The sequence below is a fragment of the Nocardioides nanhaiensis genome (genome assembly GCF_039542785.1).
GTDB classification, from domain to species: domain Bacteria; phylum Actinomycetota; class Actinomycetes; order Propionibacteriales; family Nocardioidaceae; genus Nocardioides; species Nocardioides nanhaiensis.
In genome coordinates this window covers 1080483-1101901 of the sequence record NZ_BAABIM010000001.1, presented here as the reverse complement: position 1 = coordinate 1101901, position 21419 = coordinate 1080483, and the positions used below count along the sequence as shown (strand labels likewise).

The window sequence follows — 21419 nt, the reverse complement described above, 5'->3', positions numbered from 1 at the left end:
CCGCACCTCCAGGAGACCCCGCATGACCGACCCCGCCGCCGACATCTCCGCCGCGCGTGCCGACATCGAGGGCCGGGTCGCCGGTCGCACCCTGATCGACGTGCTGGCCGACACCGTCGCCGCGCACGGCGACCTGCCCGCCTACTCCGACAAGCACCACGTGACGGAGGGCGAGTCGTGGCGCACCACCACCTGGGCGCAGCTGCACGAGCAGGTGCTCGACGCCGCCGCGGGGCTGGTGGACCTCGGCGTCGCGCCCGGCGACACGGTGGCGATCATGGCCTCCAACCGCACCGAGCACTTCGTGGCCGACATGGCCGGCGTGCACGCCGCAGCCACGCCGATGTCGATCTACAACACGCTCTCGGTCGAGCAGGTGGCCTACGTGGCCGACCACGCGCAGCCGCGGGTCGCGGTGCTCGAGAACGCCGACCACCTCGCCCGGTGGGAGCGCGCCCTGCAGGAGACGCCGGCCACGGCCGCCGTCGTCGTGCTCGACGACGCCGCGCGCCCCGACGACGCCGACCGCTTCCTCTCCTGGGCCCAGCTCGTGGAGCGCGGCCGCGCCCGCCGCGCGGCGGGCACCGACAAGCTCGAGCAGCGCCACGCCGAGCTCGACCCGGACGCACCGGCGACGATCCTCTACACCTCCGGCACCACCGGCAACCCCAAGGGCGTGGTGCTCACCCACCACAACGTGCTCTACGAGGCCGTCAGCACCCTGCGCGCCGCCGGGCTGGAGGGCCCCCAGCGCCAGGTCAGCTACCTCCCGCTGGCCCACATCGCCGAGCGCGTGCTGGGGCTCTACGGCCCGCAGATGATGGCCACCCACAGCTACGCCATCGGCGACCCCGCCCAGCTGCTGGCCACGCTCGGCGACGTGCACCCCACGGCGTTCTTCGGGGTGCCGCGGGTCTGGGAGAAGATCAAGACCGGGCTCTCGGCCAAGCTGGCCGCCGAGGAGAACCCCGACAACGTCAAGCTCGTGCAGGACTCCATGGCCGCCGCGCTGGCCTGGGTGGAGGCGCAGGAGGTCGGCGGCACGATGACCCCCGAGATCGAGGAGGCCTACCAGCAGGCCGACGCGGCCATCCTGGGGTTCCTCAAGCTGCTCCTCGGCCTCGACCAGGTGACCTGGGCGGGCTCGGCGGCCGCGCCGATGCCGGTCGAGGTCGCGCGGTTCATGGCCGGCCTGGGGCTGAAGGTCTTCGACGTCTACGGCATGACCGAGACCTGCGGCGCCGTCACCGCCAACGGACCGCACGGCTTCAAGCTGGGCACCGTGGGCCGGGCGAACGACGGCATGGAGGTCAAGCTCGGCGAGGACGGCGAGGTGCTGGTGCGCGGGCCCGTCGTCACACCCGGCTACCACCGCAACGAGGAGGCCACGGCCGCGCTCGTCGACGCCGACGGGTGGGTGCACACCGGTGACATCGGCACGCTCGACGACGACGGCTTCTTCGCGATCGTGGACCGCAAGAAGGAGCTGATCATCACCTCGGCGGGCAAGAACGTGGCGCCCTCGAACATCGAGAACTACCTCAAGGAGTCGCCGATCATCGGCCACGCGATGGCCATCGGCGACAGCCGCCCCTACGTGGTGGCGATCCTGACCCTCGACGGCGAGGTGGCCCCGGTGCTCGCGCAGCAGCGCGGCATCGAGTTCACCGACCTGGCCGACCTGGCGCAGAAGCCCGAGATCCTCGCGATGGCCCAGGCCGCCGTCGACGCCGCCAACGAGCGCCTCTCGCGCCCCGAGCAGGTCAAGGCCTTCGAGCTGCTGCCGATGGAGTGGACCGCGGAGTCCGACGAACTCACGCCCACGCTCAAGCTGAAGCGGCGCGTCGTCAACTCCAAGTACGCCGACGTGGTGGACCGGCTCTACACATGACGTGGTGACGGTCCACCACGCGGACCGTCGGCCATCTGCACAACTTCTAGTAATCCAGTCTGGTTAGATACCGGTCGTGCCCACCACGACCGCCACTCCTGCGCGCCGGCGTCTGCTGATCCACGTCGCCTCGCTCGTGGGGTTCGTGGCGCTGTGGTGGCTGGTCACGCGCCTGGAGCTGGTGCGCCCGCTCTTCCTGCCCAGCCCCGGCGCGGTCTGGGACGCGTTCGTGCGCGCCAACACCGACCACCCCGTCAGCGCGGGGTCGGACCGGATCGTGCGCGGCGAGCAGAACTACTACCTGTGGGAGCACCTGGTCGCCAGCCTGCAGCGCATCGGCATCGGCGTCGGTGCGGGCATCGCGCTCGGCGTCCCGCTCGGCCTGGTCATGGCCACCACCTGGCTGGGCACCGTGCTGGAGCCCTACCTCAACTTCCTGCGCTCGCTGCCGCCGCTGGCCTACATCGGCCTGCTGATCGTGTGGTTCGGCATCGGCGACACCTCGAAGATCTGGCTGCTCTTCCTGGCCGCCTTCCCGCCGATCACGATGGCCACCATCAGCGGCGTGCGCGGCGTGCGCGAGGACCAGGTCAACGCGGTGCTCACGCTGGGCGCCTCGCGCCGCCAGGTGCTCACCACCGTGATGCTGCCCGCCACGCTGCCCGAGGTGCTCACCGGCATCCGCGTGGCCGTCGGCTTCGCCTGGACCACCGTCGTCGCCGCCGAGATCGCCAACGGCATCCCCGGCATCGGCGGCCTGGCCTACCTGGCCGGTGAGCAGCTGCAGTCCGCGCTGGTCATCGCCTGCATCGTCGTCATCGGCCTGGCGGCGATCGTCCTCGATCTCGGGTTGAAGTCCCTGGAGAAGCGCCTGGTCCCCTGGCGGGGCCGGGCATGACGGCGCGCCCGCGCCACGAAGGAGTTGCACCCATGCAGCCACGACTCACCCGCACCGCCGTCACCCTCGGCGCCGCGCTGCTCGTCCTGCCGCTCGCCGGCTGCGTCGAGGGCGGTCGCGAGCAGTCCACCTCGGCCCCCGACACGGAGTGCCCGTGGGAGCCGGACACCTCGGTCGAGACCACCGCGCGCATCGCCTGGCAGGCCATCCCCAACGCCGACGTCGTCGTCAAGGACCTCGGCGTCCTGGAGGCGTGCATGCCCAACGCCGACATCTCGTGGGTGCAGGCGGCCTCGGGTGGCGACGTCATCAAGTACTACGGCTCGGGCGACGTCGACCTGGGCCTGATGGGCTCCTCGCCCGCCACGATCGCCTCGTCGGCGCCGGTGGTGAACGACATCGACATCTCCGTGGTGTGGATCCACGACGTGATCGGCGAGGCGGAGTCGCTCGTGGTCAAGGACCCCGCCGTCACCGACATCACCGGGCTCGAGGGCGGCACGATCGCGGTCCCCTTCAGCAGCACCGCGCACTACTCGCTGCTGCAGGCACTGGCCGACGCCGGCCTGGACCCGAGCAACGACGTCGAGGTGATCAACCTCGACCCCGAGAAGATGCCCGGCGCCTGGCAGGGCGACCAGATCGACGCCGCCTGGGTCTGGGACCCGGTGCAGAGCCAGCTGCTCGAGGACGGCGGCACCCGGATCCTCTCCAGCGCCGACACCGCCGAGGCCGGCAAGCCCACCTTCGACGTCGGCACGGCGGACCGCACCTTCGCCGCCGAGAACGAGGCCTTCATGACCCAGTGGGCCAAGGCCGAGGACTGGGCCGTGCGGATGATCCAGGACGACCCGGGCGCGGCCGCGGAGTCCGTGGCCGTGGTGCTGGGCATCGAGCCCGACGCCGCCGAGGCCCAGTTCGCGGGGCTGCAGTACCTCACCGCCGAGGAGCAGGCCGGGGCCGACTACCTCGGCGGCGGCTTCGCGCAGGACATGCTGAACACGGCCGGCTTCCTGCTCGAGCAGGGCGGCATCGAGGCCGTGGGCGACGAAGCGCAGTACGCCGAGCACGTCGACGCGGGCCCCGCCGAGCGGGCCGTCGAGTGACCTCTCCCGCCTCCGGCTCGTCCGGCACCGCCACCTCGACCCGGCACGACCACCGGGTCGAGGTGGCGGGTGTCGAGCACCGCTTCCGGGTGGCCGGGCGCGACGTGCCGGCGATCGACCACGTCGACCTGACCATCGAGCCCGGCGAGTTCGTCACTCTCGCCGGGCCCTCGGGGTGCGGCAAGACCACGCTGCTGCGCCTGGTCGCGGGCTTCATGCGCCCCACGGCCGGGGAGGTGCGCGTGGGCGGCAGCCCCGTGGCGGGACCCGGCCCCGAACGGGGTGTGGTCTTCCAGCAGCCCACGCTCTTCCCCTGGCTGACCGTGCGCCGCAACGTGGAGCTCGGCCCCAAGCTGCGCGGCGTCGGCTCCGAGGAGCGGCGGGCCACCGCCGAGCGCCACCTCGAGCTCGTCGGCCTCTCCGACGTCGCCGAGCACCGCCCCTACGAGCTCTCCGGCGGCATGCAGCAGCGCTGCCAGATCGCCCGGGTGCTGGCCGGCGACCCCGCGGTCGTGCTGATGGACGAGCCCTTCGGCGCCCTCGACGCCCTGACCCGCGAGCGGTTGCAGGAGGAGCTGCTGCAGATCTGGCGCGCCACCGGCAAGACCATCCTGTTCATCACCCACAGCGTCGACGAGGCGGTCTTCCTCGGCTCCCGGGTGCTCGTGATGAGCCCGCGGCCCGGCCGGGTGGTGCTCGACGAGAGCGCCGTCTTCGGCGAGCCCGGCCAGCGGGTGCCGCCCGAGGAGATCCGGGCCCTCCCCGCGTTCGTCGCCCTCACCGACCGGGTCCGCGAGGCCATCCACCAGCAGGCCCCCGACCCCACCTGACCCGCGTCGGAGGTCCAGGCGTCGGGCAGGCGTCCGGGGGCCAGGGGCCGGGGATAGCCTGACAGGGATGAGCGAGACGACACCGACCCCGCAGCAGGTCCGCCGCGCGCTGGCCCGGGCCGAGCGGGGGGCGGCGCTCGACGTCGGCGAGGCCACCGTGCTGCTGGCCGCCACCGGCGCGGACCTGGACCGGTTGACGACGGCCGCCGCGCGGGTGCGCGACGCCGGCCTGGTGGCCGCGGGGCTGCACACCGGTGGGCCGCAGGGGCGCGGCGTCGTCACCTACTCCCCCAAGGTGTTCATCCCGGTCACCAAGCTCTGTCGCGACCGCTGCCACTACTGCACGTTCGTGGAGTCACCCGGGCAGCTGCGCCGCGCGGGGCACGCGATGTACCTCTCCCCCGACGAGATCCTCGAGATCGCCCGCCAGGGTGCCGAGCTGGGGTGCCTGGAGGCGCTCTTCACGCTCGGCGACCGGCCCGAGGACCGGTGGCCCGAGGCCCGTGAGTGGCTCGACGAGCAGGGCTACGACTCCACGCTGGCCTACGTGCGGGCGATGGCGGTGCGGGTGCTGGAGGAGACCGGGCTGCTGCCCCACCTCAACCCCGGCGTGATGAGCTGGGAGGAGATGAACCGCCTCAAGCCGGTCTCGCCGTCGATGGGGATGATGCTCGAGACCACCAGCCGGCGCCTGTTCGAGACCCGGGGTGAGGCCCACTACGGCTCGCCCGACAAGGACCCCGCGGTGCGCCTGCAGGTGCTCGAGGACGCCGGGCGCCTCTCGATCCCCTTCACCACCGGCCTGCTGGTCGGCATCGGCGAGACGCTCACCGAGCGCGCCGAGACGATCTTCGCGCTGCGCGAGAACGCCCGCGCCTACGGCGCGGTGCAGGAGGTCATCGTCCAGAACTTCCGCGCCAAGCCCGACACCGCGATGCGCCACACCGACGACCTCGGGCTGGAGGAGTACCGCGCCGCGATCGCCGTCACCCGCCTCGTGCTCGGTCCGAAGATGCGCGTGCAGGCCCCGCCGAACCTGGTCGACCTGGCCGAGTGCCGCGCCCTGCTCGAGGCCGGTGTCGACGACTGGGGCGGCGTCTCGCCGCTGACACCGGACCACGTCAACCCCGAGCGCCCCTGGCCCTCGCTGGAGCGGCTGCGCGAGATCACCGCAGCGTGCGGCTTCGAGCTGGCGGCGCGACTGACCGTGCACCCCGGGTACGTGCGGCAGGGCGAGCCGTGGCTCGACCCGCGGGTGCGTGCCCACGTGGACGCCCTCGCGACCCCCGACGGCCTGGCCCGCCCCGGCGTCCGGCCCGTCGGGATGCCGTGGCAGGAGCCCGACGGCGGCTTCGAGTCGGCGGGCCGCGTGGACCTGCACACCGCGATCGACGACGCCGGACCCGGGGGCGGCCGCACCGAGGACCGCCGCAGCGACTTCTCCGACGTCTACGGCGACTGGGAGTCGGTCGGCGCGGCCGCTGCCGCGACGGGCACCCCGGCGGTGCTGCACGCCCACGGCCGTGAGGCGCTGGCCGCCGCGGAGTCCGCGCCCGGCGAGCTCTCCGAGGAGCACGCCCTCACGCTGATGACCGCCGAGGGCGACCTGCTCGCCCAGGTCATCCGGTTGGCCGACCACCTGCGCCGCGAGACCGTCGGCGACGACGTGACCTACGTGGTCAACCGCAACATCAACTTCACCAACGTCTGCTACGTCGGCTGCCGGTTCTGCGCGTTCGCCCAGCGACGCACCGACGCCGACGCGTTCTCCCTCTCGCTCGAGCAGGTCGCCGACCGCGCCGAGGAGGCCTGGGGCCTCGGCGCCACCGAGGTGTGCATGCAGGGGGGCATCGACCCCGAGCTGCCCGCCTCGGCCTACTTCGACCTCGCGACCGCCGTCAAGCAGCGTGTGCCCGACATGCACGTGCACGCCTTCTCGCCCATGGAGGTCGTCAACGGCACCGCCCGCACCGGCCTCTCGATCGAGGACTTCCTCATCAAGGCCCGCGAGTCCGGCCTCGGCTCGCTGCCCGGCACGGCCGCCGAGATCCTCGACGACGAGGTGCGCTGGGTGCTGACCAAGGGCAAGCTGCCCACCCGCACCTGGGTCGAGATCGTGAGCACTGCTCACCGCGTGGGGCTGCCCACCACCTCCACGATGATGTACGGCCACGTCGACCACCCCCGTCACTGGGTCGGCCACCTGCGGGTGCTCGCCGGCATCCAGGACGCCGCCCTGGAGCACGGCAACGCCGGCTTCACCGAGTTCGTTCCGCTGCCCTTCGTGCACACCAGCGCCCCCATCTACCTCGCCGGCGTCGCGCGTCCGGGCCCCACGATGCGCGACAACCTGGCCGTGCACGCGATGGCCCGGATCATGCTGCACGGGCGGATCCCCCACATCCAGACCAGCTGGGTCAAGCTCGGCGTCGAGGGCACCCGCGCCATGCTGCAGGCGGGCGCCGACGACCTCGGCGGCACCCTGATGGAGGAGACCATCAGCCGCATGGCCGGCTCCGAGCACGGCTCGGCCAAGACCGTCGCGGAGCTCGAGGCGATCGGCGCCGGCATCGACCGGCCGGTCCGCGAGCGGCTCACCACCTACGGCGTGCCGGCGCCGAGAGCCTGACCACAGCGCCCGACGGCTTCGGCCTCGCTCCCACGGGTACCGAGCAGACATGACGACGACGGGGCACGACGGCCAGGACGGCGAGACCTACGGCGACTACAGCGTCGACGACGAGGACCAGGTCAACAGCGACGACTCGCTGCTCGGCAGCGACGACGACGTCGAGAACGCCATGGACCGCGGCTACTCCCCGCCCGAGCGCTACTCGGCCGGCCAGGGCTTCGGCAACACGCCGTACGAGGAGGCCGTCGGCGAGACGCTCGAGCAGCGCGTGGCCCAGGAGGAGCCCGAGCCGGACCCCTACGAGCAGGCCGAGACCGAGGCCGAGCAGCAGGCCGACGAGGCCGACCCCGACCCCGAGGTGGGCGAGGTGCGGGCCGGCCGTCTGGTCGACCCCGACGAGGGCGCGCACACCGACCTCGAGAAGGACCTGGTGGGCACCGACGTCGGCATCGACGACGCCGCGGCCTCGGCCGAGGAGGCCGCCGTGCACGTCATCGAGGACGACGGCCCGCTCGGCTAGAGCGCGTCAGAGCCGCAGCGACGTCAGAAGGGTCGTGCCGTGGACCGGGTCGGCCTCCTCCAGGCCGGTCTCGGTGAACCCGAGCTTGGCGAGCACCCGGCGCGAGGCGAGGTTCCAGTCCCACACCCCGGCCCAGAGCCGCTCGTGGCCGGCCGACCGCGCCCAGCCGAGGACAACCAACCCTGCCTCGGTCGCGTACCCGCGGCCCCACACCTCGCGGAGCAGCTCGAAGGCCAGCTCGGGCTCGCCGTCGGCTCCTCGTGAGCTGTCGACCAGCCCGCAGTAGCCGATGACGTCGCCGGTCGGCCGCAGCTCGACCGTCAGCAGTCCGAGTGACGACGACCGCTCGGCGCCGATCGCGGCCTCGAGCTCCGCGACGGTGGGGCGACCGTCGGGTCCGATCCGGCGGTGGGCCGGCACGCGTGGGTCCCGCTCCCGCCACAGCCGGTGCACCACGCGTGCGTCCGCGGCCCGGCGCGGCCGGAGCAGCAGTCTCTCGGTCTCCAGCACGGCCGGGTCGCCGTCAGCGACGACCTGCCACGTCGACCCAGACCAAGCGGTGGTCCGAGGTCGGGAACGGGAAGGTGCCGGTGAGGCGGGCGAGCGGGTCGGTGCTGACCGGCCAGAACACGCCGGCGTCGCGCACCCGCAGGCCGCGGGAGGGCAGCACGTAGTCGGCGCGCAGGTTGCCCGGAGCCGGGCTGTCGGCGAAGTCCGCGGTGTCGAGCGCCGGGTCGCCGCGGTGGGCGGCGTTGGCGCCGCCCTGGGTGGCGGCGGCCTCGACGGCGCCGCGCGAGCGCGGCCGCGGGTCGCGCACGTGCGGGTGGCGCAGCAGCTGGTCGATGGCCGCGGCCACGGAGTCGCCGTCGAGCGGGTCGGCGTTCTGGTCGCCGGCGATCACGAACTCCTCGCCGCGGGCGAGTCCGCCGCGCCGGCCGCGGTCGTCGTAGACGTAACCGGCCTGGCGGCCGCCACGCACGTAGTCGGCCCAGAACCGGATCTCGTCGTGGTTGCGCAGGCCGTTGCGGTCCTCGGGACCGTCGAAGGTGGGCGGGGTCGGGTGCGAGGCCAGCAGGTGCACGGTGCGGCGCCCCAGGCGGATCGGCACGTCCCAGTGCGACTTGGAGGAGAGCCGCACGACCTCGAGCTCCTCGGGCGAGTACCAGTCCGCCGGCTGCGCGGTGGCCGGGTCGTCGGGCAGCAGCGCGCCCGGCATGTCGGCCCAGCGGAAGCGCTGGAAGGTGCGCGCACCGCGGGTGTCGATGGCGTGCTGGGAGAGCACGACCATGCCGTACTGCCCCTCGAACTCGCCGAAGCCGAAGGCGTCGTTGCCGCCGCCGACCGACCCGCTGTTGTCGAGGTCGAACCCGCTCGGCACACCGGTGTTGCTGGGTGCGACGAAGGCGTGGCGGTAGCGCAGCGGCTTCGCCCCGCGCTGACCCACCTCGAGGTAGTTCTCGCGGAACAGCTCCAGCGCCCGCGGGTCGTAGTCGAACTCGTTGAGCAGCACGACGTCGGGCCGCACCCGCTGGAGCGTCTCAGCCACGTTGCGCGCCTGCGCGTCGTCGCGGGTGCTGAGGTCCTCGCGCAGCTCGCCGGCCGCGGTGCGGTTGAGCGAGGCGTTGAAGGTGGCGAACCGGACCTCGTCGGGCTTGCCCGGCGTGGGCTTGCCGGGCTTGCCCGGGTGCTGGTGGCCGGGCCGGTCGAGGCCCGGCGGGTCGGCGAGCGCGGGGCCGGCGGCGAGCAGGGACGCCCCGACGGCGAGGGCGCCGAGCGCGGCAGCAGCGGAGCGGGCAGGACGACGGGGACGTCGCACGAGGGCCTCCCGAGACGAGGTGCGAGTGAGCGGTCAGGCCCACGCTGGCACACCCGTCGGGCAGCCGGAAGGGCGGGGGCGGCCTGGTCACCGAGACGTCACCCAGCCGTCACCGACGGCGAGAACACGTTCTAGTCGACCGCTACGCTCGGCGCGTGCGCTACTCGATCGTCACCGCGTTCACCCCTGTCGACCAGCTGCTGCCGCTGGCGATGGCCGCCGACGAGCTGGGCTTCCACGCCGTCTCGGTGCCCGACCACGTGGTGGACCTCGAGGAGCTGGAGACGCCCTACCCCTACACCGAGGACGGCTCGCGGCGCTGGGACCTCGAGGCGGACTGGCCCGACCCGTGGGTGCTGATCGGCGCGATGGCGGCGGTCACCACCCGGCTGCGCTTCTTCACCAGCGTCTACGTGGCGGCCCTGCGGCACCCGATGCAGGTGGCCAAGACCGTCGGGACCGCCGCCGTGCTCTCGGGCAACCGGGTCACGCTCGGCGTCGGGGTCGGCTGGTGCCGCGAGGAGTTCGAGCTGATGGGTCAGAGCTTCGGCACCCGCGGGCGCCGCACCGACGAGGGCTTGGCGCTGATGCGCGCCCTGTGGGAGCCGGGGTGGACCACCTTCGAGGGCGAGTTCCACTCCGTGCCGAGGCTGACCATGAACCCGAGCCCGACCGAGCGGGTCCCGGTCTACGTCGGCGGCCTCTCGGAGGTGGCCTTCCGACGGGCCGTGCGCCACGACGGCTGGCTCGGCGACATCTACACCACCGAGGAGGCCGCGGCGCACGCCCGCCGGCTGCACGCGCTGCGCGCCGAGGTGGGCGCGCAGGGCCCCTTCGACGTCGTCACCGCGCTCTCGGACGCGTTCCTGCCCGAGCACTTCGCCGCCGCCGAGGCGGCCGGTGTCACCGACGTGTGGACGATGCCGTGGGCCTACTACCACGGCACCGAGGACGTCGCGCTGGAGCAGAAGCTGGACGGCATGCGGCGCTTCGCCGCCGACGTCATCCGCGCGTGAGGACGGTCGTGTCCCGCAGGGTCGTCAGGGCCGCGCGGGCCGGCAGATGATGCGCTGCGGGTCGTTGATCCACTCGCGCTCCTCGCCGGTGTCGGGGTCCTTGAGCCAGATCGAGCAGCAGCGCACGTTGTCGCCGAAGTAGTTCGACCCAGCCGGCGGCACGGGGGTGTCGAGCGGCGCGTAGTAGACGAGCTTCCCGTAGTTCTGGTCGCGGGTCCATCCGCACCACAGGTCGTCCTTGTCGGCGTCGGGGTAGTTGTAGATGGTGTTGAACCCCTCCTCGCCGTAGACCTTGTTGAGGCTGCCCCGCTCGAGGAAGATCCGGTCGTCACCGGGGTCGCCGGTGACCTGGTTGCCGCAGCCCCACTTCTGCTTGGTGGTGGCGGGGTTGCAGGTGAGGTCCGAGGAGCCGGGGTAGATGACGTCGTTGCCCGGGCCGCCGTCCATCTCGTCGTCCCCGGTGCTGCCGAAGAGGGTGTCGGCGCCGTCGCCGCCGGAGAGGTGGTCGTTGCCGGCCCCGCCCTCGACGCGGTCGTCACCGGTCTGGCCGTCGACGCGGTCGTTGCCGGCCTCGCCGTAGCCGCGGTCGTCGCCGCCGCCGAGCCCGACCTTGTCGTTGCCGGTGTCGCCGCGTGCGACGTCGTTGCCCTCGCCGGCCCGCAGGTCGTCGGCGTCGGTGCCGCCGTCGAGGGTGTCGTTGCCCGGCCCGCCGTCGAGGACGTCGAGGCCCGTGGCACCGAGCAGCGTGTCGTTGCCGGCGCGACCGTAGAGCTTGTCGTTGCCGCCCTTGCCGGCCAGCCGGTCGTTGCCGCCCTTGCCGTCGATCGTGTCGGCCCGACCGGTGCCGTTGAGCTTGTTGTTGCCGTTGGTGCCGTTGATGGTGGCCGCGTGGGCGGCCAGCGGAGCGAGCACCAGCAGGGTCGCGAGCGCGACGACGAGCAGACGGGCGCGCTGCGCGGCCCGAGAACGAGAGGTCATGGCCTCAGTGTGCGCCCTCCCGCCGACAACCGCGACGCGTTCGCCCGGATCCGGACGTCCCGCACGGTGGCTGGGGCAGACTCGGCCTGTGACCGCCTCCCTGCAGCTGCCCGAGGACCCCACCGCGCGCGCCATGCTCGCCATCGGGGGCGGGGTCGGCGTCGCGGCCGCCGTGGCCCCCACGCTGCTGCTGCGCGGCTTCGGCGTTCCCGCCGAGGAGGTCACCGGCGCGGCACGGATGGGGTGGCGACTCTTCGCTGCCCGCAACCTGTACCTGACCGCACGGGCGCTGCGCGGCCACCCGGACGGCCTGGCGGCCTATGCGCCGCTCCAGGCGCTCGACCAGGTGGTGTTCTGGCACGCCTTCGCCACCCGCGCGGTGCCCCGTGGCACGGCGGTGGCCGCCGCTGGCGCCTCGGCGGTCATCGTGGCGCTCGACCTGGCGCGGCGCTCGCGCGAGTCGGGCGCACCTGCCTGAGCCCTAGGCGGTGCCCTCCTCCTTGAGCCGCGGCACGGTGGTGCCCTCGGGCCTGATGCCGGTGACGCCGACGTAGAAGGCGCGGACGCGGTCCATGTCGGCGCGCACGTCGCCGCTGGGGTGGAAAGTCGGCCCCCAGCCGACGGTGCGCGAGGGCGCGTCGAGGAAGGCCAGGGTGATCGGCAGGCCGGTCTGCTGGGAGATCCGGTAGAAGCCGGACTTCCAGTACTCACCCTTCGAGCGGGTGCCCTCGGCGGCCAGCCCGAGCAGGAAGGTCTCGTTGCCGTCGGCCTCGGCGAGCAGCGAGCGCATGGTGGCGCCGGGGTTCGCGCGGTCGAGCGCGACGGCGCCGGTGGAGCGCAGGATCCACCCCAGCGGGCCCTTGAACAGCGACTCCTTGACCAGGAGCCGGATGGTGACGCCGTTGTCCCAGGCCAGCAGGAGCGTGAGCACCCAGTCCCAGTTGGAGGTGTGCGGCGCGCCGACCAGGACGGCCGAGGGCGGCACCTCCCCCACGGTCCGCCACCGCGCCGCCCTGAGCAGCACGCGGGCGAGGTTCTTGCGGACGAGGAACGGGCGGGGACCGGGCACGAGGCGACCCTAGTGGCCCGCCCGCATCCGAGCCGCACCCAGCGATGAGTCCGCGGCACTCGGCAGGTCGGCACCCGCATGAGCATCCACGGAGTCCTCGCCCAGTCGACGGTCAGCGACCTCGAGCAGGCGCTGCCCTGGTACACCGCCCTGCTCGGCCGAGGGCCGGACGCCGAGCCGATGCCCGGGCTGCACGAGTGGCACCTCGGGTCGGGCTACGGGCTCCAGGTCTGGCTCGAGCCCGATCGCGCCGGCCGCTCGTCGGTGGTGCTGCAGGAGAGCGACCTCGACGCCGTCGCGGCACGCCTCACCGAGGCAGGACTCGAGCACCCGGGTGTCGCGCCCATCACCAGCGGGCGCGCGCTGCAGCTCACCGACCCCGACGGCAACCGTGTGGTGCTGACGGGCCTCTGACCCGGCTCACTCCCACTCGATGGTGCCCGGCGGCTTGCTGGTGATGTCGAGGGCGACCCGGTTGACCTCGGGCACCTCGTTGGTGATGCGCGTGGAGATCTTCTCCATCACCTCGTAGGGCAGCCGCGCCCAGTCGGCGGTCATCGCGTCCTCGCTCGTGACCGGCCGCAGCACGACCGGGTGGCCGTAGGTGCGGCCGTCGCCCTGGACGCCCACCGAGCGCACGTCGGCCAGCAGCACCACCGGCATCTGCCAGATGTCACGGTCCAAGCCCGCCGTCGTCATCTCCTCGCGGGCGATGGCGTCGGCGGCGCGCAGGATGTCGAGGCGGTCGCGGGTGACCTCGCCGATGATCCGGATGCCGAGGCCCGGGCCGGGGAACGGCTGGCGCCAGACCATCGTGGAGGGCAGACCCAGCTGCTCGCCGACGGCGCGCACCTCGTCCTTGAACAGCGTGCGCAGCGGCTCGATGAGCTCGAAGTCGAGGTCCTCGGGCAGGCCGCCCACGTTGTGGTGGCTCTTGATGTTGCTGGTGCCGGCCCCGCCACCGGACTCGACGACGTCGGGGTAGAGCGTGCCCTGCACCAGGAACGCCGTCTCGCCCTCCTGGGCATCCCCGAAGACGCGCACCTGGGCGGCCTCGAAGGTGCGGATGAACTCGCGGCCGATGATCTTGCGCTTCTGCTCGGGGTCGGTGACCCCGGCGAGCGCGTCGAGGAACTGGTCGGCGGCGTCGACGACGTCGAGGGTGTCGAAGACCTCCTCGAAGTCACGCCGCACCTGCTCGGTCTCGCCCTGCCGCATCATCCCGTGGTCGACGTAGACACAGGTGAGCCGGTCGCCGATCGCGCGCTGCACGATCGCGGCGGCCACCGCCGAGTCGACGCCGCCGGAGAGCGCGCAGATGGCGCGCCCCTCCCCCACCTGCTCGCGGATGGACTCGACCTGCTCCTCGACGATGTTGAGCATCGTCCAGGTCTGGCGGCAACCGGCGATGTCGTGCAGGAAGTGCTCCAGCACGGTCTGGCCGTGCTCGGTGTGCAGCACCTCGGGGTGCCACTGGACGCCGGCCATCCGGCGCTCCAGCGACTCGAAGGCCGCCACCGGCGTCACGGTGGTGGAGGCCAGGACGTCGAAGCCGGCCGGCGCCTGCGCCACCGAGTCGCCGTGCGACATCCACACCGTGTGCGCAGTCGGCAGGTCGTGCAGCAGCGTGCCCGGCGCGGTGACGCTGACGGCGGTGCGGCCGTACTCGCGCGCGCCCGTGTGCGCTACCTCGCCACCGAGTCGCTGCGCCATCAGCTGGAAGCCGTAACACATGCCGAACACCGGCACCTGTGCGTCGAAGATGTCGGCGTCGATGCCGGGGGCGCCCTCGGCGTAGACCGACGACGGCCCGCCCGAGAGGATGATCGCCTTCGGCTGCCGCGCCAGCATCTCGGCCACGGGCATGCTGTGCGGCACGATCTCGGAGTAGACGCGCGCCTCGCGCACCCTCCGGGCGATGAGCTGGGCGTACTGGGCGCCGAAGTCGACGACGAGCACGAGGTCGTGGTCGGGCGCCTGCGTCATGGCGGTGATGCTAGCGGGGGTGGCGCGTCGTGGTCGCCGGAGGGCGGTCCACACCGCTCTGCGTCGCCCACCGGGTCTCGTGGCCACTCGCTGACGCTCGCGGCACCTCGACCAGCGTCCGGCTGGTGCTCTGCGTCGCTCACCGGGTTTCGAGACGCGTCGCCCGGTGCGTCGCTGCGCTCCGCCTCGGGCCGACGCTCCTCAACCTCGGGGTCTGCGTGGTCGTCCTCGCAGGCTCGGACGACGGACCCCGAAAAAAGCACCAGGGCCCGGCCGGGGAGGGAGGGTGGCCGGGCCCTGATCGTCCACACCTCTGTCTAGGACAGCGCTTGGACTATCGGATCCGGCTCTTCGGGAGGGAGCATGATGGTGCCGGATCCGAACCTCTCAACGAGGGGTGGTGGGCCGGGTTACGCATCGGCCGCACGAAGTCGTCGCGGCCTAGACCAGCCCGGGTCGACGTCAGGAGACCCCCACGATCGGCAGTCGCAGGGCGCCGAAGGCGGACTCCGGGACGGCGGGACGCGCCGGTGGCACGGGCGCGACGCGCTCGTAGCCTTCGCCCAGCGCGGGGCGCGGGTCGGCCTGGCCCTTGTTGGGCCACAGTGCCATCGCCCGCTCGGCCTGCGCGGTGATCGTGAGCGAGGGGTTGACGCCGAGGTTGGCGGTGATCGCCGACCCGTCGGCCACGTGCAGGCCGGGGTGGCCGTACAGGCGCTGGTAGGGGTCGACGACGCCCGTCTCGGGCGACTCGCCGATGGCGCAGCCGCCGATGAAGTGCGCCGTCAGCGGCATGTTGAAGGGCTCGCCGATGTTGCCGCCGGCCGTGCCGCCGAGGATCCCGGCGATGCGCCGCACCGCCTCGTTGGCCACGGGGATCCAGGTCGGGTTGGGGGCGCCGTGGCCCTGCCGCGACGTCATCCGCCAACGGCCGGTGAGCTTGTTGCGCTTGCTGTAGGTGGTGATGGAGTTGTCGAGGCTCTGCATCACCAGCGCGATCACGGTGCGCTCGGACCAGTGCTTGAGGTCGTAGAGGTCGAGCAGGCTGCGGCGCTGCTTCCACATCTCCTTGGCCCACGTGAGCGGGCGCGGCTCGTCACCGTCGCCGTCGGTGAGCACCGTCTGGAGCATCGCCATGGTGTTGAAGCCCTTGCCGTAGCGGCAGGGCTCGATGTGGGTGTGCTCGTCAGGGTGGAAGCTGGAGGTGATCGCCACGCCCTGGCTGTAGTCCGTGGGGTCCGAGGCCGGTGCGATGGCGCCCAGGATCGACTCGCTGTTGGTGCGCGAGAGGTAGCCCAGCCGGTCGGAGAGGCGGGGCAGGTGGCCCTCGCCCTTCATCTGGTGCAGCAGCTTCTGGGTGCCCAGCGAGGCGGCGGCGAAGACCACCTGCTGGGCGGTGAGCACCCGGGTGTTGCCCTTGCCGGGGCGCTTGGCCTTGGTCCAGCGCACGTGGAGGTCGTAGCCGCCGTCGGCGCGGGGCGCGACGCGCGTGACGGTGGTGAGCGGCAGGACCTTGGCGCCCTGCTGCTCGGCCAGGTAGAGGTAGTTCTTGACCAGGGTGTTCTTGGCGTTGTGACGGCAGCCCGACATGCACTCGCCGCAGTTGAGGCAGGCGTTGCGAGCAGGGCCGGCACCGCCGAAGAACGGGTCCGGCACCTCCTCGCCGGGCTTGGCGTCGGGGCCGCCGAAGAAGACGCCGACCGGGGTGGGGTGGAACGTGTCGCCCACGCCCATGTCGTTGGCGACCTTCTCCATGACGTCGTCGGCCGGCGTGCGCACCGGGTTCTCGGTGACGCCGAGCATCCGCTTGGCCTGGTCGTAGAACGGGGCGAGCTCGTCCTTCCAGTCCGTGATGGAGGCCCACTGCGGGTCGCGGTAGAACTGCTCGAGCGGCTCGTAGAGCGTGTTGGCGTACACCAGCGACCCCCCGCCGACGCCGGCGCCGGCCACGATCAGGGTGTCGCGGACGGCGTCGATGCGCTGGATGCCGTAGCACCCCAGCTGCGGGGCCCACAGGTACTTCGTGACGTCGAGGGTGCCCGAGGAGAAGTCCTTGTCCTCGAAGCGCGGTCCGGCCTCGATGACGCCGACCCGGTAGCCCTTCTCGGTCAGGCGCAGCGCGGCCACCGAGCCACCGAAGCCCGAGCCGATCACCAGGACGTCGAAGTCGAGCCCGTGGTCCTCGTGGTCCGTCCGTGCGTGCTTGCCGGCCATCAGGCCCTCCCCAGCTTCTTCATCAGTCGTGCGTTGGCGGTCATCACCTTGGCGAAGGTCTCGTCGGACATCCCGAGGACAGGCGAGAACCGCATCAGCCGCTGGGTCGCGACCGACTGGCTCTCGGTGTAGCGGCGGATTCCCTCGGTGCCCTGACGACGCCCGGCCCCGGACTCGCGCATGCCGCCCATCGGCGAGTCGACGCTGGCGAAGGTGGCCGCGAACGCCTCGTTGATGTTGACGGTGCCGCACTTGACGTGGCGCGCGAGCATGCGCGCCCGCGGGCCGTCCTGGCTGTAGATGCTCGCGTTGAGCCCGTACTCGCCGTCGTTGGCGCGCGCGACGGCGTCGGCCTCGTCGTGGAAGCGGTACAGCGAGACGACCGGCCCGAACGTCTCGGTGCCGAAGCAGGTCATCTCGGGGGTGACGCCCTCGAGGATGGTCGGCTCGAAGAAGTACGGGCCGAGGTCGGGCCGGGCCTTGCCGCCGGCCAGCACCCGCGCGCCCTTGCCCACGGCGTCCTGCACGTGCGCGGTGACGGTGTCGAGCTGCGCCTGGGAGATCAGCGTGCCCATGTCGTTGTCCCAGTCGTGCGTGGCGCCCAGCGTCATGGCCTGGGTGCGGGCGACGAAGCGCTCCACGAACCGGTCGTAGACCTGGTCGGCCACGAAGAACCGCTCGGTGGCCACGCACAGCTGGCCGGCGTTGCTGAAGCTGGCGCGCACGGCGCCCTCGGCGGCGCGCTCGACATCGGCGTCGCGCAGCACCAGGAAGGGGTTCTTGCCGCCGAGCTCCAGCGAGCAGCCGATCAGGCGGTCGGCGCACTGGCGGGCCACGTGCTTGCCGGTGGCGGTGGAGCCGGTGAAGCAGACGTAGTCGGCGCGGTCGATGATCGCGGTGCCGATCTCGCTGCCCGGCCCGGCCACGACCTTCCACAGGTCGGCCGGGAAGCCTGCCTCGTCGAGCAGCCGGGCGCCGAGCAGCGCCGTCAGCATGGTCTGGCTGTCGGGCTTGGTGACGACGGCGTTGCCGGCCAGCAGCGCCGGCAGGCCGTCGCAGAGCGCCAGGGTGAAGGGGTAGTTCCAGGGCGCGATGATGCCGACGACGCCCTTGGGCACGTGGTTGACCTCGACCCGGGTGAGGCCCGGGATGATGCCGAGCTTGCGCTCGGTGTCGAGGTGCTGGTGGGCGGTGCGCGCGTAGTAGCGCGCGGTGAGCGCGACGTGGAAGACCTCGTCGAAGGCGTGCTTGCGGGCCTTGCCCGACTCCCACACGATCAGGTCGAGGATCTCCTCCTGGCGCTCCAGCACCAGGTCGTGCAGGCGCATCAGGATCGCCGAGCGCTCCTCGAGCGAGGTGCGGGCCCAGGCGGCCTGCGCGCGCCGCGCCTGCTTGAAGGCCTCCGCGACGTCGCCGGCGTCGGACTGCGGCACGTGGGCCAGCGGGGCGCCGTTGAGCGGGCTCTCCAGCGGCGCCGTCCGGCCCGTGGTGGCGACCAGCCGGCGGGTCAGCCCCTCGACGTAGTCGGGCTCCAGGCCGTAGGAGGCGCGGGGGTCGTGCTCGGGGTCGTGCGGGCCGTCGACGGCCGGGCCGCCCGCGGGGACCGGGTTGGGAGCGCTCATGCCTACCGAGGGTATGTGGTCAGCGTCTCGCCGACCACTGTTCGACCATCATCTGTGGCGCTTGACACAGCAGGCGCTTTTGTCAAGTGCCCCCGCGGGGCGGTCGAGCCCCGCCGGGCCGCCCCTAGGGTGAGCGCATGCAGCAGCACCGCACCGTCGTCGGCGCCGTCATGGGATCGCTGGTCGTCATCGGCCTCACCCTCTGGGTCACGCTGCCGCCCGACGAGGCGCTCTCGGCTCCCGACCCCGTCGCCGCGGCCGGCCTGGTGGTCGCCGGGCTCGCGCTGCACCTGGTGATCGAGGCCGTCGGGTACCGGGCGCCCGCACTCCCGCCGGGCCAGGACACCGCGACGACGAGCAGGCAGGCCGGCGAGCGGCTGATGTCGGGCACCGTGCTGCGCCTGGCGCTCTCCGAGACGATCGCGTTCGTCGCCCTGGCGCTCACCTTCGTGCTGACGCCCAGCACGATCCTCACCTACGCGGTCGGCGCCGTCGTCTCGCTGGCGCTGCTGGCCCGGCACGCCTGGCCCTCGGCGCGCGTCGTCGACCGGGTGGCCACGGCGCTCGAGGCCGACGGCGCCCGCAGCGGCCTGCGCGAGCAGGCCGCGGGCTGAGGCCCGCGCCTCGGGGCTCGCGGGCGTAGACGGGCGTAGACTCGTCACCATGCAGCCGGCCGCACCCGACCGACGACGCCGCGGCGCCGTCGTCACGGCCCTGCTCGCCGCCGTCCTGCTGATCGCCACCTCGCTCGGCCTGGCCGCCGAGACCCCGGCCGGTACCACGCTGGCCGTCGTGCTCGTCTCGCTGGCCACGCTGTGCCTGGCCGGCAGCCGGCACGGTGTGCTGGTGGTGCGCACCGCCACCGCCACGCCCACCCGCTGGGGCACCGCACCGCCGGTGCTCCCCCACCGGGTCACCGCGCCCCGCGTGCACCCGCGCCGCCCGCGCGCTCCTGGGATCGGCTGACCGCGCACCCGCGCGACCAGCCGACCACCCACCCCTGCACGACCCCAGGAGCCTTCCCATGTCTGTTCTCGCCCCGGTCAAGGACGCCCTCGCCGGCATCCTCTCGCTGACCCACTCCGCCCTCACCGCCCTCGGCGCCGACCCGGGAGGCGGCCTGACCTGGCTGGTCTGCGTCGCCGTCGTCGTGGTGGTGGTGCGCTCCCTGCTGCTGCCCGTCACCGTCTCGGGCGTGCGGCAGGCACACGCCGCCGCCCGCGCCCGCCCCCACCTGCGCGAGCTCTCGAAGCGCTACCAGGGCAAGCGCGACGCCGAGAGCCTGCGCGCCATGGCCGAGGAGCGCCAGGCGATCGCCGCCGAGCACGGCATATCGCGCCTGGGGTGCCTGCCGCTGCTGCTGCAGATCCCGATCTGGATCTCGCTCTACCACCTGCTCTCCGACGTCGCCGCCGGCACCGCCGTGGGTGCCATGGACGGCGGCCTGGTGGCCTCGCTCGGCACCGCCACGCTCGTGGGCGTGCCGCTGGCCAGTCGCGGCTACGCGGGCGCCGGCCCGGTGCACCTGGCCGTCGTCGCCGGTCTGGCCGTCACCGCCGCCCTGCTGCAGTTCGCGACCCAGCGCTACCTGGTGGGCAGCAACACCAACACCGCCGACCTGCCCGAGGCCATGGCCACCGCGCAGCAGTGGGTGCCGGCGCTCTCGGCCGGCGGCATGCTGCTGGCCGGCGGCGTCGTGCCCGTGGCGCTGCTCGTCTACTGGGTGTGCAGCGCGCTGTGGACCACCGGCCAGACGGCCGTGATCGTGCGGTGGTTCCCCACGCCGGGCACCCCGGCGCACGCGCGACTGCTGGCGCGCGCGCCTGGAGCCGCCTAGTCCCACGTCCGGCGCCGCGTGCTGGTGACGGACCGCGTCAGGCACGGACGCGCGGGGCTCGCACGGGGTCGTCGAGGACCTCCTCCACCTCGGCGTCGGCGGCGCACGGCCCGCCGCCGTGTTCGACCGGGTACTAGCACCATCGCCCGATGGCGACTGAGACCCGGGCGGCGCCAGTCTCGTGGTGTGGGGTCGAGAGCGACCCCGGAGAGACCTGGAGGACACCATGAAAATCAGCACCCTCACCACGGGCGCCGTGGCCCTGACCGTGGGCGCCACCCTGGCGCTGGGGGGCCCGGCGGTCGCCCGCCACGGCTCCGACGACGGCCCGGGCGACGACCGCGGCCGCCACCACGGGGGCCGCGGCTCCGACGACCGCGCCGGCGACGACCACGGGCGGCGTCACGGAGGCCGCGGCTCCGACGACGGCCCCGGCGACGACCGCGGCCGGCGCCACGGAGGTCGCGGCTCGGACGACGACCGCTCGCGCGGTCGCGGCCGGCACCACGGGCGCCACCACGACGACGACCACCGCGGCCGCCACGGCGGTCGCCACGGGGGCCGCGGGGGCGAGGACCACCACGCTGGCGGAGCGCGCGACGACCAGCGGGTGGAGAGCGAGGGCCCCTGCACGGGTGGAGCCCGGTGGGAGCTGAAGGCCAAGGACGAGGACGGCGGCATCGAGTGGGAGTTCGAGGTGGACTCGAACGTCAGCGGCCAGACCTGGCAGGTGGTCGTGGCCCGCAACGGGCAGTCCGTGTTCTCCGGGCCCGCCACCACCATGGGCCCCAGCGGGTCGTTCTCGGTCGAGCAGACCGTCGCCGACGCGCCGGGCACCGACACCTTCGTCGCGATGGCTACCTTCGCCGACCAGAGCTGCAGCGGCACGGTCGTGTACGACGTCGCCGCGCCGTGACGGCGCTGCGACCCTGACCTCATCGGAGGCGGCGCCGTCCCCATGGGCGCCGGACGGGGCCGGGCTCGTGGTCCACAGGACCACGCAG

20 protein-coding genes are annotated in these 21419 nt (G+C 73.1%); 13 read left to right on the top strand and 7 right to left on the bottom strand.

Going from position 1 to position 21419, the window contains the following annotated elements; all coding sequences use genetic code 11:
• Nucleotides 1-22 precede the first annotated feature (22 nt).
• The 6 genes from ABD948_RS05320 to ABD948_RS05295 all read left to right on the top strand — a co-directional run bounded on the left by ABD948_RS05320 (nucleotide 23) and on the right by ABD948_RS05295 (nucleotide 7877).
• Entirely contained in the window at nucleotides 23-1891 is a 1869-nt protein-coding gene (locus ABD948_RS05320; RefSeq protein WP_345263383.1) for an AMP-dependent synthetase/ligase, read from the top strand.
• A gap of 76 nt (nucleotides 1892-1967) precedes the next feature.
• Nucleotides 1968-2789, top strand: coding sequence for an ABC transporter permease (locus ABD948_RS05315; protein ID WP_345263381.1), 822 nt, complete (start codon nucleotides 1968-1970; stop codon nucleotides 2787-2789).
• Between the two features lie 32 nt (nucleotides 2790-2821).
• Complete coding sequence (locus tag ABD948_RS05310; protein WP_345263379.1) at nucleotides 2822-3895, top strand: taurine ABC transporter substrate-binding protein; 1074 nt, start codon at nucleotides 2822-2824, stop codon at nucleotides 3893-3895.
• Nucleotides 3892-4725: an ABC transporter ATP-binding protein gene (locus tag ABD948_RS05305; protein WP_345263377.1), complete on the top strand. Its 834-nt coding sequence runs from the start codon at nucleotides 3892-3894 to the stop codon at nucleotides 4723-4725. Before ABD948_RS05310 ends, ABD948_RS05305 begins: the two co-directional genes overlap by 4 nt.
• Before the next feature lie 67 nt (nucleotides 4726-4792).
• The gene (locus ABD948_RS05300) at nucleotides 4793-7354 is read left to right on the top strand and encodes a bifunctional FO biosynthesis protein CofGH (protein WP_345263375.1); all 2562 of its coding nucleotides are present in this window, start codon (nucleotides 4793-4795) and stop codon (nucleotides 7352-7354) included.
• A 49-nt stretch (nucleotides 7355-7403) separates the two neighbouring features.
• Nucleotides 7404-7877, top strand: a complete 474-nt coding sequence (locus tag ABD948_RS05295) for a DUF5709 domain-containing protein (RefSeq protein WP_345263372.1) — start codon at nucleotides 7404-7406, stop codon at nucleotides 7875-7877.
• Between the two features lie 6 nt (nucleotides 7878-7883).
• Here ABD948_RS05295 and ABD948_RS05290 read toward each other — a convergent pair whose 3' ends face one another.
• Entirely contained in the window at nucleotides 7884-8387 is a 504-nt protein-coding gene (locus ABD948_RS05290; RefSeq protein WP_345263370.1) for a GNAT family N-acetyltransferase, read from the bottom strand.
• Between the two features lie 13 nt (nucleotides 8388-8400).
• Nucleotides 8401-9693, bottom strand: a complete 1293-nt coding sequence (locus tag ABD948_RS05285; RefSeq protein WP_345263368.1) for an endonuclease/exonuclease/phosphatase family protein — start codon at nucleotides 9691-9693, stop codon at nucleotides 8401-8403.
• Nucleotides 9694-9848: 155 nt separating this feature from the next.
• Between ABD948_RS05285 and ABD948_RS05280 the strand changes: the two genes are divergently transcribed.
• The gene (locus tag ABD948_RS05280; RefSeq protein ID WP_345263367.1) at nucleotides 9849-10709 is read left to right on the top strand and encodes a TIGR03619 family F420-dependent LLM class oxidoreductase; all 861 of its coding nucleotides are present in this window, start codon (nucleotides 9849-9851) and stop codon (nucleotides 10707-10709) included.
• A 24-nt stretch (nucleotides 10710-10733) separates the two neighbouring features.
• On the opposite strand, the gene ABD948_RS05275 is transcribed toward ABD948_RS05280, so the two are convergent.
• Nucleotides 10734-11687, bottom strand: coding sequence for a calcium-binding protein (locus tag ABD948_RS05275; protein ID WP_345263365.1), 954 nt, complete (start codon nucleotides 11685-11687; stop codon nucleotides 10734-10736).
• Between the two features lie 88 nt (nucleotides 11688-11775).
• Between ABD948_RS05275 and ABD948_RS05270 the strand changes: the two genes are divergently transcribed.
• Entirely contained in the window at nucleotides 11776-12165 is a 390-nt protein-coding gene (locus ABD948_RS05270) for a hypothetical protein (RefSeq protein ID WP_345263363.1), read from the top strand.
• 3 nt (nucleotides 12166-12168) lie between these two features.
• Here ABD948_RS05270 and ABD948_RS05265 read toward each other — a convergent pair whose 3' ends face one another.
• Nucleotides 12169-12756 carry a 1-acyl-sn-glycerol-3-phosphate acyltransferase gene (locus ABD948_RS05265; protein WP_345263361.1) on the bottom strand — a complete coding sequence of 196 codons (588 nt, stop codon included), beginning with the start codon at nucleotides 12754-12756 and terminating at the stop codon, nucleotides 12169-12171.
• Between the two features lie 78 nt (nucleotides 12757-12834).
• On the opposite strand from ABD948_RS05265, the gene ABD948_RS05260 reads away from it, so the two are divergent.
• Nucleotides 12835-13170, top strand: coding sequence for a VOC family protein (locus ABD948_RS05260; protein ID WP_345263359.1), 336 nt, complete (start codon nucleotides 12835-12837; stop codon nucleotides 13168-13170).
• Between the two features lie 6 nt (nucleotides 13171-13176).
• Here the strand turns inward: ABD948_RS05260 and guaA are convergent, their stop codons facing one another.
• From guaA to ABD948_RS05245, 3 genes are all read right to left on the bottom strand, one after another.
• Nucleotides 13177-14742 carry a glutamine-hydrolyzing GMP synthase gene (gene guaA / locus ABD948_RS05255; protein ID WP_345263357.1) on the bottom strand — a complete coding sequence of 522 codons (1566 nt, stop codon included), beginning with the start codon at nucleotides 14740-14742 and terminating at the stop codon, nucleotides 13177-13179.
• Nucleotides 14743-15204: 462 nt separating this feature from the next.
• Nucleotides 15205-16956, bottom strand: a complete 1752-nt coding sequence (locus ABD948_RS05250) for a GMC oxidoreductase (protein ID WP_345263355.1) — start codon at nucleotides 16954-16956, stop codon at nucleotides 15205-15207.
• A complete protein-coding gene (locus tag ABD948_RS05245; RefSeq protein WP_345263353.1) occupies nucleotides 16956-18578 on the bottom strand; it encodes a succinic semialdehyde dehydrogenase in 1623 nt (540 codons plus the stop codon). The genes ABD948_RS05250 and ABD948_RS05245 overlap by 1 nt, the downstream gene beginning before the upstream one ends.
• Nucleotides 18579-18715: 137 nt before the next feature.
• Here ABD948_RS05245 and ABD948_RS05240 point away from each other — a divergent pair, with 137 nt between their 5' ends.
• From ABD948_RS05240 to ABD948_RS05225, 4 genes are all read left to right on the top strand, one after another.
• On the top strand, nucleotides 18716-19192 hold the full coding sequence (locus tag ABD948_RS05240; RefSeq protein WP_345263351.1) for a hypothetical protein: 477 nt from the start codon (nucleotides 18716-18718) through the stop codon (nucleotides 19190-19192).
• Between the two features lie 49 nt (nucleotides 19193-19241).
• Nucleotides 19242-19544: a hypothetical protein gene (locus ABD948_RS05235; RefSeq protein WP_345263349.1), complete on the top strand. Its 303-nt coding sequence runs from the start codon at nucleotides 19242-19244 to the stop codon at nucleotides 19542-19544.
• A gap of 58 nt (nucleotides 19545-19602) precedes the next feature.
• Nucleotides 19603-20415: a membrane protein insertase YidC gene (gene yidC, locus ABD948_RS05230; RefSeq protein WP_345263347.1), complete on the top strand. Its 813-nt coding sequence runs from the start codon at nucleotides 19603-19605 to the stop codon at nucleotides 20413-20415.
• A gap of 226 nt (nucleotides 20416-20641) precedes the next feature.
• On the top strand, nucleotides 20642-21331 hold the full coding sequence (locus ABD948_RS05225; RefSeq protein WP_345263345.1) for a hypothetical protein: 690 nt from the start codon (nucleotides 20642-20644) through the stop codon (nucleotides 21329-21331).
• Nucleotides 21332-21419: the final 88 nt, after the last annotated feature.